9 protein-coding genes are annotated in these 14,628 nt (G+C 74.7%); 3 read left to right on the top strand and 6 right to left on the bottom strand.

Features of this window, described 5'->3' with window-relative positions; translation table 11 throughout:
- Positions 1–16 precede the first annotated feature (16 nt).
- Positions 17–571 carry an RNA polymerase sigma factor gene (locus rosag_RS02340; RefSeq protein ID WP_284348405.1) on the top strand — a complete coding sequence of 185 codons (555 nt, stop codon included), beginning with the start codon at positions 17–19 and terminating at the stop codon, positions 569–571.
- A gap of 16 nt (positions 572–587) precedes the next feature.
- On the opposite strand, the gene rosag_RS02335 is transcribed toward rosag_RS02340, so the two are convergent.
- From rosag_RS02335 to rosag_RS02325, 3 genes are all read right to left on the bottom strand, one after another.
- Complete coding sequence (locus rosag_RS02335) at positions 588–2,657, bottom strand: tetratricopeptide repeat protein (RefSeq protein ID WP_284348404.1); 2,070 nt, start codon at positions 2,655–2,657, stop codon at positions 588–590.
- 1 nt (position 2,658) lies between these two features.
- Positions 2,659–3,801 carry a glycosyltransferase family 2 protein gene (locus rosag_RS02330; RefSeq protein WP_284348403.1) on the bottom strand — a complete coding sequence of 381 codons (1,143 nt, stop codon included), beginning with the start codon at positions 3,799–3,801 and terminating at the stop codon, positions 2,659–2,661.
- Between the two features lie 321 nt (positions 3,802–4,122).
- Positions 4,123–5,286, bottom strand: coding sequence for a hypothetical protein (locus tag rosag_RS02325; protein WP_284348402.1), 1,164 nt, complete (start codon positions 5,284–5,286; stop codon positions 4,123–4,125).
- Between the two features lie 193 nt (positions 5,287–5,479).
- On the opposite strand from rosag_RS02325, the gene rosag_RS02320 reads away from it, so the two are divergent.
- Entirely contained in the window at positions 5,480–6,760 is a 1,281-nt protein-coding gene (locus tag rosag_RS02320) for an ABC transporter permease (protein WP_284348401.1), read from the top strand.
- 83 nt (positions 6,761–6,843) lie between these two features.
- Here rosag_RS02320 and rosag_RS02315 read toward each other — a convergent pair whose 3' ends face one another.
- The 3 genes from rosag_RS02315 to rosag_RS02305 all read right to left on the bottom strand — a co-directional run bounded on the left by rosag_RS02315 (position 6,844) and on the right by rosag_RS02305 (position 12,487).
- On the bottom strand, positions 6,844–7,146 hold the full coding sequence (locus rosag_RS02315; RefSeq protein WP_284348400.1) for a hypothetical protein: 303 nt from the start codon (positions 7,144–7,146) through the stop codon (positions 6,844–6,846).
- Positions 7,147–7,304: 158 nt separating this feature from the next.
- Positions 7,305–9,563: a S9 family peptidase gene (locus rosag_RS02310; protein WP_284348399.1), complete on the bottom strand. Its 2,259-nt coding sequence runs from the start codon at positions 9,561–9,563 to the stop codon at positions 7,305–7,307.
- A gap of 311 nt (positions 9,564–9,874) precedes the next feature.
- Positions 9,875–12,487: an ATP-binding protein gene (locus rosag_RS02305; RefSeq protein ID WP_284348398.1), complete on the bottom strand. Its 2,613-nt coding sequence runs from the start codon at positions 12,485–12,487 to the stop codon at positions 9,875–9,877.
- A gap of 262 nt (positions 12,488–12,749) precedes the next feature.
- On the opposite strand from rosag_RS02305, the gene rosag_RS02300 reads away from it, so the two are divergent.
- Positions 12,750–14,423: a PAS domain-containing sensor histidine kinase gene (locus rosag_RS02300; protein WP_284348397.1), complete on the top strand. Its 1,674-nt coding sequence runs from the start codon at positions 12,750–12,752 to the stop codon at positions 14,421–14,423.
- Positions 14,424–14,628 lie beyond the last annotated feature (205 nt).

The raw sequence follows: 14,628 nt of genomic DNA, 5'->3' as shown, positions 1-14,628 counted from the left end.
CGCCCACCGCTCGCCCGTGCCCGCGCCGCACGACGCCCTCTCGCCGCTGCAGGTCGCGCGCGCCCAGACCGGCGACCGCGCGGCGCTCGACCGGCTGCTGCAGGCGCTCCAGGCGCCGCTCTACGCGCACGTGCGCGGGCTGCTGGACGGCGACGCGCACGCGGCGGAGGACGTGCTGCAGGACGTGCTGCTGACGATCTGCCGCCGGCTGCCCGCGCTGCGCGAGCCGCAGCTGGCGCGCGCGTGGGCGTACCGCATCGCGACCCGCGAGGCCGTGCGCCGCGCACGGCGCGATCGGCGGTTCACGACGGACGCGGATGAGGACGCGCTGGACGCGGTGGCCGCGCCGGCGCACGAGCCGGCGTTCGAGCCCGAGCTGGTGGCCGCGCTGCCTGGCGCGCTGGCCGGGCTGCCGCGCGCGAGCGGCACGGTGCTGCGGCTGCACTACCTGGACGGCCTGACGTACGGCGAGATCGCCGAGGCGCTCGAGATCCCGCTCGGCACCGTGAAGTCGCGGCTCGCCTACGGGCTCGCCACGCTGCGCACGCGACTGGGGCCGCTGGCGCGCTGACGCGGCGCGTGGGCGATCAGAGCGCCCAGCGCATGCCGAGCGTGCCCGCCGCCGAGCGCCAGCGGCTGCCGGGCGTGCCCTCGCGCGCGACGCCACCGTCGTACGCGTCCAGCTCCGCGCGCAGCGCGCGTCCGGGGCCGACGGGTACGAGCAGCTGCGCCCACGCACGCGCGGCGGCCGTCCAGCGACCCGTCGCCTCGCCGAACGGGGTCACGCGCTGCGCGCCGGCGCCCAGGTCCAGCGCCAGCGCGACGCCGCGCGCGCTCTCACGCTCGACGTACGCGCCGACCTCGGTGACGTCCGCGCGCTGCGGGGCGAAGAAGCCGAGCGTGCTCGCGTGGTCGAAGCCGAGCCGCTGTCCGCCGAGCGAGAGCTCACCCCATCCCTCGACCAGATGCACCAGCGCGCCGCCGAGCGTCGTGCGCGTCGCGCGCTCGCCGCGCGCGGTGAAGCCGGAGACGCGCCCCATCGCGCGGGCGCGCAGGCCGCGCACGACGGGCACCTCGCCCTGCACCGCCGCGTCGCTGCGGACGACGCCGTTGCGCGCCAGCAGCGGCGTCGCGTCCAGCAGCGCGCGGCCGGCCCGCACGTCGAGCTGCGGTCCGCCGGCGGGCGCGCGCCACTGCACGCGCGCGCTACCGACGGGCACGACACGATCCAGCGCGTCGGTGACGACGGTGGTCGTGGGCGTGGACGGCGTCGTGGGCGCGGGCGTCGTGGGACGACCGCCGTTACCGTTGCCGTTCCCCGGACGCGAGGGCGTGGTGGGCGTGGTGGGTACGTCGGGTGCCGCGACCAGCGTCGTGCGCGCGGGCGCATGCGCGCGCTGCACGCCGGTGCCGAGGTCCAGCCGCAGCGTCGCGCGCGGCCGCCAGGCGAGGTCCACGCGCGCCCCGTCGGTCGTCACGGTGTCGTCCACCGCCGTGCCGCGCACCAGCGACGCGGCGATCGTCGTGCGCAGCGCGCCCGCCGGCGGCAGCGTCACCGCCACGCCGCCGCCCAGGCGCACGTTGTCGTCCGAGTCGCGCGAGCCGATCGCCTGCGGCTCGACCACGGCGGCCGTCGCGCGGCGCCACGCGGTGATGCGGCGCGCCGTGCCTGCGTCCGGCTCGACGGCCTGCGCCTGCGCCAGCGCGTCGAGCGCCGTGGGGACGTTCCCCGCGCGGCGCCGCTGCTCGGCCAGCGCCCGCCACGCCTCGGCGTCGCGCGGCGCGGTCGCCAGGTGCGCCTCGTACGCGGCGATCGCGGCGTCCGTGCGGTCCGCGCGCGCGAGCACGCGGCCGCGGGTCATCGCCACGTCGCGCTCGCGCGGCGCGAGGCGGGCCGCCGCGTCCACCGCGCGCAGCGCCTCGTCGGTGCGGCCCATGCGCGACAGCGCATCGGCCAGCGCGAGGTGGCCCCATGGATCGCGCGGCTGCACCGCGACGTAGCGTCGGTACAGCCGCAGGGCCTCGTCACGGTGCGCGGCGCGCAGCTGCGCCAGTCGGAAGAGCGCGCGCGAGTCGTCGGGCGCGCGCGCCAGCACCGCCACGTACCGCTGCTCCGCGCCGGCCGCGTCGCCGTCGTCGTACGCCGCGTCGGCCGCGGCGCGCAGGATCGCCACCGAGTCGGGGGTCGCCGCGCGCGTGCGCTGCGCGTCCGCCGGTCGCGCGAATGCCGCGCACGCGACCAGCAGCGCGAGCGCCGCCGCATCGCGACCCGTGCGCCGCGCGCGCAGCGACACGCCGAGCCGCACCAGCTGCACCAGCAGCAGCACCGCCGCCAGCGTGCCGAGCGAGCCGACGAGCGCGGACACGCGCCACACCGCCGGCGTCGGCGATGCTGCATGCGCGGCGGCGCCGACGACTAGCGCGCCCGTGGTCGTCAGCTGCACGCGCGTCGCGGCGCCGAGCGCGGCGCCGATCGCCTCGCCGCTGGCCCACAGCGCCACCAGGATGCCGAGCGCGAGCCCGACCTGGCTCCAGACGACGCGCCACGCCGTCGGCCGGCCGCGCGCGCGGCGCGTCAGCTCGCGCACCGGCATGAGCAGCGCGCTCGCGAGGTAGAACAGGCCGCCGATGCCGACGCCCGGAAGTCCGGCCGCCATCCTAGTGTCCCTTCTCGAAGACGCGGAACGTGCGGCCGAGCACCCACTCGGACCACGCGGCGCGCAGGAAGAAGGCCGCGTTCACGACGCGGATGACGAGGAACGCGGGCAGGCTCGCGAGCGCCTTCCCCACCTCGCCGCGCGGCAGCGCGCCGACGACCACCGGCACCGCGAGCGCCGGCAGGTCGAGCGCGTAGCCCAGCAGCCAGCGCAGGTCGCCGGTGACGAGCGCCAGCACCGGCAGCAGGAAGAGGTACACGAGCGCCGCGACCGTCGCGTCCCACACGGAGACGGCGACTGCGGAGCGCAGGTACGGCACCTCGAGCACGCCGTCCCAGTGCAGCCGCACGTTCTGCACGAAGCCGTGCGACCAGCGCTTCAGCTGCTTGTGCAGGAACGACCAGTTGTGCGGCTCCACCGGGTAGCAGACCGCGTCGTGGACGAAGCGCACGGCGTGCCCCGCGCGGTACAGGCTCCACGTGAGGTCCATGTCCTCGGCGAGCGTGCGCATGGACCAGCCGCCCTGCGCGCGCAGCACGTCGGTGCGGTACGCGCTGAAGCACCCGGACGCGATGAGCGGCGCGCCGTAGTAGTCCTGCACCTGCTTGTAGAAGGTGAAGGCGAACAGGTACTCGACGTAGCGGCCGCGCTCCCAGATGGTGCGCACGTGGCGCGGCAGCACCAGCCCGCACGCGCAGGCGACGTTCGGGTCCGCGAACACGCGCAGCAGCCGCTCGATCGCGTCGGGCGCGAGCGTGGTGTCGGCGTCGACGGCCATCGTGAACGCCGTGTCGACATGCGCGAGCGCGAAGTTCTGCGCGCCGGCCTTGCAGCCGGTGTTCGCGGGCGGCGTCAGCACGCGCACGCCGAGCGCGCGCGCGACGTCGGCGGTGTCGTCGGTGGAGCAGTCGTCGATCACGACCACCTCGGCGACGCGCACCGTCTGCGCGAGCAGGCTGCGGATCGTGTCGCCGATGCTCGCGCCCTCGTTGTACGCGGGCACGAGCACGGTCAGCTGCGCGGCCAGCGCGGCGGCGCCGGGGTGCGCGGCGGGCGCGGGCACGGGCACTGGCGGCGCGGACGGGCGCCAGGACGCGTCCTCGTCGACCGCGGCCTCGGGAGACGGTGTGTCGGTGATCGGCATGGGCAGCAGGGCGCGTCGAACGACGGCGCGCGTAAACGGACGATCAAGGTACGTCGCCCGTCTCTGCGAGTCCCGCACCCTCGCGCACGCCAACCGCAGCAGCGAGTGACGACGGTCACGCGGGCGCACGATTGGTCGGCTCTGGCGCCGTGCGAACCGAAACGTTCCGTCATGATTGGCACGCGATCGCGGCGCGTGCGGCGACGATCGTCGGCCTCGCGCCACATCGCGTCCGCGCAACGCATCGATGCAGTGCATGCATGCAACGCGAACGGGCGGCCTCCGCGTGGAGGCCGCCCGTCGTCGCGCGTGCGCGGTCGCTTACTGGTACTGGATGTACGAGAGCTTCGGCGTCAGCTGCAGCAGCTCCTTCGGCGTGAGGAGCGCGTCGCCCTTCTTCGTGTCGTTGTGGTAGAAGAGCTTGAAGCCCGTGTACTGCACCGGCTCGTTCACGATGTAGTGGTGATACGAGTCGAACTTGAGCCAGGGCGGGCCCCAGCCGTCCATGTGCATCACGACCTGCACGTTCTTCGTCGGGCGGATGGCCTGCGCGTCCGGCACCATCAGGCGGGTGAAGCGGTGCACGACCAGGACCTTGGGCGGGAGCTTCTTCTGCGTGACCAGCTGGTCGAGCGTCTGGATCACGTAGTTGATGTCGCTCGCCTTCATCTGCCCGATCTTCGCGCTCGGCCGCACCCCTTCCTTGTCGTGGTGCATGTAGAACTCGGGGTCGACGCCGAGGTGCACGTCGGGGCGCTCGAGGTACTTGAGGAGGAGCGGCAGCTCCTCGCGCAGCGTGCTGTGCGACGCCTGGATGTCGAGAAAGAGCACGCCCTTGCGGCTCTGCGCCCAGCCGTACGTCTTCTCGATCATCTGCGGCGTCTCGCGGCGGCGCCACTTCTTGTCCGGCCCCGGATCGCCCTGCGCGACGACCGTCACGAGGTGGATGGCGGGCACCACGGGCGTCGACGGATCGGCGGCCTTCCAGCTCGCGACCGTCCGGTCGAGCATCCCGAGCATCTGCTGCTCCGGATACTCGCCGATGACGCCCATCTTCTTCGAGTGCGGGTTGCCGTAGTAGGCGACGATGCGATTGCCGGGCAGCAGCGCGCCGGGGCCGGCGGCCGGGCCCTTCGGCCACGCCGCCATCTTCTTCTCGCCCTGGCGGATGGCGGCGATGAGCGACGACATGTCGGTCTTCTTGCGCCCCGGCAGCAGCGACGCCGTGATCTTGCGCGACGTGTCGCCGGCGACGGACGCGCTCGCGGTCACGGGCGCCGAGTCGGCGGCGGCCGTCGCGTTCGTGGCCGATGCGACCGCCCCGACCTCGCCGGCCGCGGTGTCGGGCCGCACGCCGGAGTCGACCGGCGCGGGCGTGGCCGCGGCGGCGCCGCCCGCCGGCGTCGCCGTCTCGGGAGCACAGGCGGCGAGAAGGGCGGCGCCGACGGCCCACCCGAGGAACGTGGTGCGAGAGGTACCCGACATCAGCTGCGAACGACGTGGAGCGTGGAGGGCGCGGCGAGGCGCCACGAGGGAGACCGGGCAGGCAATCTAGCCGGTCGGGCGCACGTCCTCATCAGGCGCGCGCGAAGGCCGACGATGCGCCGGATCGCGCGTCACGAGCGAGCGCGACCGTAGTCGTCGAAACGCCCGCGCCCGCTCGCCCGTACTCCCCGCCATGCCCATCACCGCCTACGCCACCGCCCTCCGCACCGGCGCCGACGCCCTCCGCGCCAACCCGGTCCGCGCCCTGCTCGCCACGCTCGGCGTCGTCATCGGGGCGGCGGCCCTCGTCTCGGTCCTCGCGGTCGGCGACGGCGTGGAGCGCTTCGCCCGCGACATGGTCAGCCGCGAGGGCTACGACCTGGTGCAGGTGCGCCCGGTGACCGAGGACAGCGTGGACGGCACGATGATGCCCCGCGCGGACGTGCGCCGCTTCGCCGTCGCCGACGTGCCCGCGCTCGCCGGCGCGCTGGGCGACGGCGAGCGGGTCGCGCTGGTCCGCCGCGGCATCACCCTCGCCGACCTCGGCTCCCCTGCCCGCCGTCGCGTCATCGCCGTCACGGGCGTCGCGCTCTCGGCCCCCGACACGCTCGGCCAGGGGCTGCTCGCCGGCCGTCGGCTGACGCCGGCCGAGACGCGTGACGGCACGGCGGTGGCCGTCGTGAACGAGGCGCTCGCCCGCGCGCTCCTCGCCGACTCGGGCCGTGGCCCGAAGGGCGTGTCCGCCGCGCTCGGCGACTCGGTGCCGCTGGGCGGCCGCTGGGCGCGCGTGGTGGGGGTGACCACGAGCGAGCGCGAGTCGGCGATCCGCCCGGGTGCCCTCGCGCTCACCGCGCCGCTCGCCATCGTCGAGCCGGCACTGGTCGCGACGCGTCAGGGTCCGGCGCAGGAGGCGATGCTGGTGGCGACCGCGCGCAACGCCGAGGCGGTCGAGGCGATGCGCGGCCGCGTGGAGAAGTGGCTGGCGTCGCGCGACGCGCAGTGGAAGCGGCAGTGGCGCGTCGGCGCCGGCGCGCGCGAGCGGCTGCAGCAGGTGCGGCAGGGGATGCTCGTGTTCAAGCTGCTCATGGGCTCGATCACCGGGATCACGCTGATCGTCGGCGGGATCGGCATCATGAACGTGCTGCTCGCGAGCGTGGCCGAGCGGACGCGCGAGATCGGCGTGCGCAAGGCGGTGGGCGCGAAGCGCCGCGACATCCTGCTGCAGTTCCTGGCGGAGTCGGTGACGATCACGGCGGCCGGCAGCGCGATCGGCACCGCGCTGGGGCTGGGCGCCGCGTACGGCGTGACCGCGATCATGCGCGCGCAGACGGAGGCCCGCGTCTACGCCGCGACCACCGCCGGCACGCTGCTCGTCTCGCTGGGCACCGCGGTGCTGGTGGGGCTCGCGTTCGGCTGCTACCCGGCGCTGCGCGCGGCGCGGCTGGCGCCGATCGAGGCGATCCACACCGAGTGATGCTGCGTGTGACGTGCTGCGTGCTGCGTGAGAGGCATCCGAGGCCCTTCACGCAGCACGCAGCACGAAGCACGCAGCAGCCGTTACGGCTTCCGCCCGCCGCGATAGTACATCGTGTCGCGCGTGGTGTCGTTCGTCAGCGACTCGCGGGCGCGCGCGGCGGTGCTGTCGATGCCCTGCGCCGGGCTCACGCCGGCCGCCTTAAGGCTGTCGAGCCGGTGCTGCGCGTTGAGGTACGCGCTGTCGTCCATCTTCGACATCGAGTCGACCGACGGGCCGACCGCGGCCGCGGAGTCGGCGACGCTGTCGGCGGTGGCGTTGTCGCTGCGGCCGCAGGCGGCCAGCGCGGTGGCGGCGAGGGTGAGGCTGAGTGCGTATCGGAGCATCTGGACTTCTCCTGTATGGGGGCGCCGCGCGGGATGCGACCGGGCGCGGCGGTTCCGAACGTGAAAGGGCGGCGTCCTGGACGCCGCCCCTCCCCCGGACAAGAGCCGTGCCCCGCGCGGCCGCGCCGCGGGAGCGTTCGTCGAGCTCAGCGCGACACTCAGCGCTGCGTGCCGCCGCGCGTCGCGGTACGGGCCGCCGCGCGCCGCGGGCCGATCGTGCGCTCCAGGTAGTCGGTCACCGCCTCGTTCACGCGCACCAGGTTCGCGTGGCGCATGAAGTGGTGCGTGTCGTCGGGGATCACCAGCTCCTCGAACGGCACGCCCGCGGCCGTCAGCCGCCGCGCGAGGTCGACCGTCTGCGAGAAGCGCACGTTGCGGTCGTCGTCGCCGTGGATCAGCAGCACCGGCGACTTCCACGTCGCCATCGACGCGACCGGCGACGACTGCCAGGCGACGTCGAGCGCGCGCTGCATGTCGGGCGGCGTCTCGAAGCGGTTGCGGTCGAGCATCCCGCGCGCGCGCTCGGTGGTCCAGTCGTGCACGCCGTGCACGTCCACGCCCGCGGCGAACAGGTCCGAGTTGCGCGCGAGCGCCATCGCCGTCAGGAAGCCGCCGTACGAGCCGCCCCAGATGCCGATGCGCGACGCGTCGACGTCGGGCCGCGTGCGCAGCCAGCGCGCCGCCGCCACCACGTCCTGGTACTCGCCCGCGCCCTGCGCGCCGGTGCCGCTCGGCCGGTGGAACTCGTAGCCGTAGCCGATGCCCAGCCGGTAGTTCACCGACAGCACGACGAAGCCGCGGCTCGCGAGGTACTGGTTGACCGCGTACGTGTTCGCGTAGTAGTCGCCGTAGTGCCAGCCGAGCAGCATCTGCCGCGGCGGGCCGCCGTGGACGAAGATGACGGCGGGGCGCTTCTCTCCCGCGGCGGCCGGCGTCGTCGGCGTGAAGAGCTGCGCGTGCACCTTCACGCCGTCGGGCGCGTCGTAGACGACCTGCGTCGGCGTCACGAGCTTCGCCGCGGGGAAGTCGGACGGGATGCGGTCCGCCGCGAGGAGCTGCGGCTGTCCCGCCGTCGCGCCGTCGGCGATGGGCTGCACGGTCGGCAGCGGCGGCCGCTGCGGCGTCGCGCTGATGTACGCGACGTGGCGGCCGTCGCCGGTGACGACAGGCTGCGTCTCGATCCCGGTGCCCGGCGTCAGCACGCGCGCCGCGCCGCCGCCCACGGGCACGTACAGCACGTGGCGCCGGTCGAGGTCGAGGGCGTTCGGGCCCGTGTTCGCGGAGGCGAGCAGCGCGCGCCCGTCGGGCGCGAGCGACACGTGCTCCACCATGTAGCCGCCCGGCGTCAGCAGCGTCGGCTTCTGCCCCGCGGCCAGCCCGTCCTCGGGCAGGCTGTAGAGGTGCGGCCAGTTGTCCTCGTACGACGCGAACGCGATGCGGCCGGCCTTCGTCCAGTGCAGGTTGGTGCCGCCGTGCGTCGACGGCGGCGAGCCGGCGAGCGTCGCGGGCGCCTGCCAGAGGCGGCGCGCTGGGCAGCCCTGGTCGGCGGTGGGGGACGACAGGCACGTCGCGACGTCGGTGGTCCAGATGCCCCAGGGCTGGTGGCGCGCGACGAGGATCGAGTCGGGCGCGCCGCCGCTGCCGGGCCGCCGCACGAACGCGATGCGGCGGCCGTCCGGCGACCAGCGCGGCGAGCCGTCGCGCGACGTGGACGGCGCGACCCAGCGCACCGGCGTCGAGTCGCCGCTCCACACGCCCACGAACGCGTGGTCGCCGCGCCCCGACACGAACGCGAGCTGCCGCCCGTCGGGCGACCAGCGCGGGTCCGACGCCTCGCCGCGCGCGGTGATGAGCTTGCGCGCCGGCGTCGCGCCGTCGAGCGATGCGACCCACACGGCGCGGTCCTTCACGAACGCGACCCGCTGTCCGTCGGGCGAGAGCGACGGCTCGTCGCCGCCCTCTGCCACCACGCGAGGAGCTCCGCTGCCATCGAACGGCGCGACCATCAGCTGCAGCTTCGCGCCCGCGGGGCTCGAGGTCGGGTTCACGGGGACGAGATCGTCCCAGTTGCCCGAGTGCTCGCCGCCGCGCACGAACACGACCCACCGCCCGTCGGACGAGAGCGCGACGCTCGTCAGCTCCTGGCCGTCGTCCTCCGTGAAGCGCGTGAGCTGGCGCGCCGCGAAGCGCGGCCCCTCGGCCACCCACACGTTGCGCTTCCCCTGCTCGTCGAACGCCCAGGCGATGCGGCTGCCGGTCGCGGCGGCGGCGAGCTCGGTCGGGAACGGGTAGCCCTTGAGCTGCGCCATCGTGAACGCTGGCGCGGCCGGCTGCGCGCCGGCGCCCGTGGCCACGCTGGCGCCGAGCGTGAGCAGCGCGCCGGCGACGCGCCGGCGGGAGAGGCGGGAGGGAGACATGCGGAACCTCGGTGGCGGGTCGCGGAGGGGGACGTCGGACTACGACGGGCGCGCCCGGGACGTTGTGGCGCGACGCACGGGGGCGGAAGTCCGCGGCCGGGCGCCGCAGCGCGTCGTACGGCGCGCCGGACCCGAACGGCATTGCGAGGATGAAGATCGGAAAAAGTTCGGATAACGACGGATGGCTCCGCGTCGGGCGACGTTCCTCGCCACCACGCGGAGCCATCCGCTCTCCTATCAGATCTTCTCAGATCTCCATCCTTGCTGCCGTTGCCGTTCGGGTCCGGTCCGGCGTGAGGGTGCGGGCCGGCTCACCCCGCGCGCGGCAGCAGCAGCGTGAACGTCGACCCCTCGCCCACGACGCTGCTCGCGGTCAGGTCGCCGCCCATGCGCCGCGCCAGGTCGCGGCTGATCGCCAGCCCCAGCCCCACGCCGTCGCTCGGCGCGCGCAGGTCGCGGCCCACCTGCACGAACGGATCGAAGATGCGCTCCAGCGCGTCGGGTGGGATGCCCACGCCGGTGTCGCGCACACGGATCGCCACGCGCGCCTCGTCGCCGTCGCACGCCACCGTGATGCGCCCGCCCTCGGGCGTGAACTTGATCGCGTTGCCCAGCAGGTTGAGCAGGATCTGCCGCAGCCGCTCCGCGTCCGCGCGCACCGCCAGCCCCGGCGCGCACGGCTCGGAGTCGTAGCGCAGCGACTTGGCCGCGAGCTGCGGGCCCACCAGCGCCTCGACCTCGTGCAGCGTGTGCGCCAGCGTGACGTCGCCGAGCTCCAGCTCCACCTGCCCCGCCTCCAGCTTCGCGAACGACAGGATGTCGTTGATGAGGCCCAGCAGGTGCTGGCTCGCGCGCTTGATGCGCTCCAGGTCCGCACGCTGCTCCTCGCTCACGGGGCCGCGCAGCTCCATCAGCACGAGGTCCGCGTAGCCGGAGATCGCGTTCAGCGGCGTGCGCAGCTCGTGCGACACGGTGCGCAGGAACTGGCTCTTCGCGGTGTTCGCCTCCTCGGCGCTCTCGCGCGCGCGCTCGATCGCGCGGCGCGCCAGCACCTGGTCGGTGACCTCGGTGGCGACGGTGACGACGCCGCTCACCGCACCCGTCGCGTCGCGCAGCGGCTGGTGGACGAGGTTGAACCACCGCTCCGCGCCCGCCGCGTCGCGCCCGAACGCCATCGGGATCTCGGTGCCGAGGTACGGCTCGCCGGTGGCGAACACGCGGTCCTGCGCGTCGAGCAGCACCGGATCCACGTCGCCGAGCGCCTCGCGCACCGTACGGCCGACGAGGTCGCGGCCGCCGACCAGCCGGCGCAGCGTCGCGTTGGCCAGCTCGTACACGTGCGTCGGCCCGCGCGTGACGCTGATCGCGACCGGCGCGTGCTCGAACACGCGCGTCACCTGCTCGCGCGCCGCGCGCTCCGAGGTGGCGAGCTGCTCGCGCATGGTCTCGCTCCGCACCTGCTCCGTGACGTCGCTGAACAGCAGGTAGACGCGGAACGGCGTCTCCTCGCCGTCGCGCCGCTCGGGCACCGCGTCCACCGACAGCCAGCGCGGCTCGCCCAGCGTCGCGTTGTAGACCGACATGCGCACGCCGCGCACGACCTCGCCCGTGCGCATCGCGCGGCGCGACGGCAGCATGTCGTGCGCGATGGGCGCGCCGCTCGCGTCGGTCGCGCGCCACGTCGGGTCGGCGCTCGTGCGGGCCGTGAGCTGCGCGAGCGAGAGGCCGAGCAGCCGTTCGGCGGCGGGGTTCGCGTCGGTGATGCGCCCCTCCGCGTCCTGGTACATCACGCCCTGCGTCATGCTCTGGAAGAGCGACCGGAAGCGCGCCTCGCTCGCGCTCAGCGCGGCGTTCGACACCTGCAGGTCCTCCGCCTGCGCCTCCAGCTCCGCGGCCTGCTCCTGCAGCTGCGCGGCCTGCATCTCGAGCTCGACGGCCTGCTGCTGCAGCGCCTCGTTCTGCGCCGCCAGCTCCCGCGCCTGCTCGGCCAGCCGCGCGCGATCCGCGTCGAGCGCCGCGAGCAGGTGCGCGCGCTCCAGCGCGACCGCCGCGTGGCGCGCCAGCTCCTCGGCGTGCGCGAGGTCGCGCGGGCCGAAGCGGCGGCCGCCCTCCGCCGACACGAGCGAGATCGCGCCCAGCGTGCGCCCCGCGCCGAGGATCGGCACGACGATCGCCGACGACAGGCCGAGCGCGCGGATCAGCCGCAGATGCTCGGCGTCGCGCGCGCCGGCGGCGAGCATCGCCTCGGGGATCTCGGGAATGAGCTGCGGCGCGCCGGTGCGCAGCACGTACGGCACGCCGCTGGCGGCGTCGGACTCCGCGGGCGGATAGCGCTCCGCCAGCTCGTGCGCGAGCGCGACCTTCGCGGGATCGACGTGCGCGACGGCCACGCGCCGGCCGCGCGGACGCTCCGGGTGCGCGGCGTCGACGAGGTCGATCGCGCACCAGTCGGCGAGGCGCGGCACCACGACGCGCGCCAGCGCCGCGAGGGCCGCGTCGGCGTCGGGCGCGGCGGCCATCGCGACGCCCGCATCCGCCAGCACGCCGAGCGCGAGCTCGCCCTGCTTCGCGTCGTCGATGTCGGTGCAGGTGCCGAACCAGCGGACGATGCGGCCCTCGTCGTCGCGCATCGGCATCGCGCGCCCGAGGAACCACCGATACGCGCCGGTGGCCGCCTCGCGGAAGCGGTACTCGATCTCGTACGGATCGCCGGTCGCCAGCGCGCGCATCCATGCGGCCTGCGTGCGCTCGACGTCGTCGGGGTGCAGGTAGTCCTTCCAGCTCCACCCCTGCGGGACCTCGTGCTCCCCGCCCGGCGCCTCGGGGCGCGGCATGCCGGTATAGTCGTACCAGCGGGCGTTGAACCAGTCGTGGTAGCCGTCGGGCGTCGTCGACCAGACCAGCTGCGGCATCAGCTCTGCCATGACGCGGAAGCCCGAATCGGGTCCGTGCGCGGGAGGCACGGCACCGGTCGGCGAGCCATCGGGACCGATCAGGCGGGGCTGGGACATCGAGCCGGGCGGGGGCGAGAGCGCGAGAGGCGCGGACGCCGCTCAGCAGGGCGCCCGGACCCACGAGATCCATTCCCGGGCGTGCTTGCCAGAAGCATACCCCAGTCGCGCTCGCCGCACCTGCGCGGGGGCCGAGCTTCCCGATATCGTGGAGTGACGACCGTCCACCGGACCGATGACCCTGCGCGCCGCCCCCGCTCCCGTCCCCGCCCCCGTCCCCGACGCCGCCCTGCGCGCCGCCTTTCCCGGCGACAGCGACATGGCCGCCCGCTGCCGCGCGCTCGACTGGTCGCGCACGCCGCTCGGGCCCGTGGAGGGCTGGCCGCACGCGCTGCGCGCGGCCGTCCGCATGGCGCTCGAGTGCCCGTTCCCGATCAACCTGTGGTGCGGCGACGCGATGGTCCTGATCTACAACGACGGCTACCGCCGGGTGCTCGGCGCCAAGCATCCGGAGGCGCTGGGGCAACCGGGCGCGCAGGTGTGGGCCGAGATCTGGGAGGACATCGCGCCGATGTTCGCGGCGATCCGGGCGGGCGGGCCCGCGTACCACTTCGAGGACCAGCGCTTCGTCATGGCGCGCGGCGACGCGGAGGACGAGGCGTGGTTCACCTACGCGCTGAGCCCCGTCCGCGACGAGTCGGGCGCGGTGGTCGCGTTCCTGAACGTGGTCTCGGAGACGACCGCGCGCATCCGCGCCGAGCAGGCGACCAACGAGGCGCGCACGGCGGCGGAGCGCGCGGAGTCGCGCATGCGGGAGGTGTTCGAGCAGGCGCCGGTGGCGGTGTGCGTGCTGGAGGGCCCGTCGCACGTCTACGGGCTCGTGAACCCGCTGTACCAGCGCTTCCTCCCCGGCCGCGAGCTCCGCGGCCACGCCATCCGCGACGCGCTCCCGGAGCTGGCGGGCCAGGGCGTGTTCGAGCTGCTCGACACGGTGTACGCGACGGGACGGCCGCACGTCGCGTCGGAGTTCCCGCTGCTGGTCGATCGCGACGGCGACGGCACGATGCACGAGGCGGTGTTCAGCTTCGTCTACCAGCCGGTGCGCGACGCGACGGGCGCGGTGAGCGCGATCGCGGTGGTGGCGACGGACGTCACGGAGCTGGTGCAGGCGCGGCGCAGCGCCGACGCGCTGCGCGCGCAGGCCGAGGAGGCGAACGCGGCGAAGAGCGACTTCCTGGCGATGATGTCGCACGAGCTGCGCACGCCGCTGAACGCGATCGGCGGCTACGCGCAGCTGCTGGAGCTGGGCGTGCACGGTCCCATCCTCCCCGCGCAGCGCGACGCGCTCGCCCGCATCCAGAGCAGCCAGCAGCACCTGCTGGGGCTCATCAACGCGGTGCTGAACTACGCGAAGCTGGAGGCGGGGCGCGTGCAGTACGACCTCGAGCCGGTGCGGCTGGCCGACGCGCTGCGCGAGGTGGAGGCGCTGATGGCGGGACAGGCGCACGCGAAGGGGCTCGAGCTGACTCCGGTCGACGTCGCGGCCTGCGCGACGCTGACGGCGACGGCCGACCGCGAGAAGCTGCGGCAGGTGCTGCTCAACCTCGTCTCGAACGCGATCAAGTTCACGGACCCGAGCGGCCGCGTGTCGATGGCGTGCGCCGCGGCCGACGGGATGGTGCGCGTGTCGGTGCGCGACACGGGCCGCGGCATCCCGCCGGACCGGCTCGACGCGATCTTCGAGCCCTTCGTGCAGGTGGGGCGCAGCTTCGCGACGCCGGACGCCGGCACGGGGCTCGGCCTCGCGATCAGCCGCGACCTCGCGCGCGGGATGGGTGGCGACCTGACCGTGGAGAGCCGCGTCGGCGTGGGGAGCACGTTCACGATCACGCTGCGGGAGGCGACCTGACGCTGCGTGCTGTGTGGCCTGCATCCACGCGCCGGACCCGAACGGCAAGAGCAGCAAGGATGAAAGTCCGAGAAGATCGGATGACGACGGATGGCTCCGCGTGGTGCGCGATCCCTCGCCGCCACACGGAGCCATCCGCTCTTATCAGATCTTGTCAGATCTTCATCCTTGCAATGCCGGTCGCCGTTCGGGTCCGGCGCGGTAC

The sequence above is a fragment of the Roseisolibacter agri genome, from assembly GCF_030159095.1.
GTDB lineage: Bacteria > Gemmatimonadota > Gemmatimonadetes > Gemmatimonadales > Gemmatimonadaceae > Roseisolibacter > Roseisolibacter agri.
The sequence above is the reverse complement of the archived record's forward strand: the minus strand, read 5'-3'. Positions and strand labels throughout refer to the sequence as shown.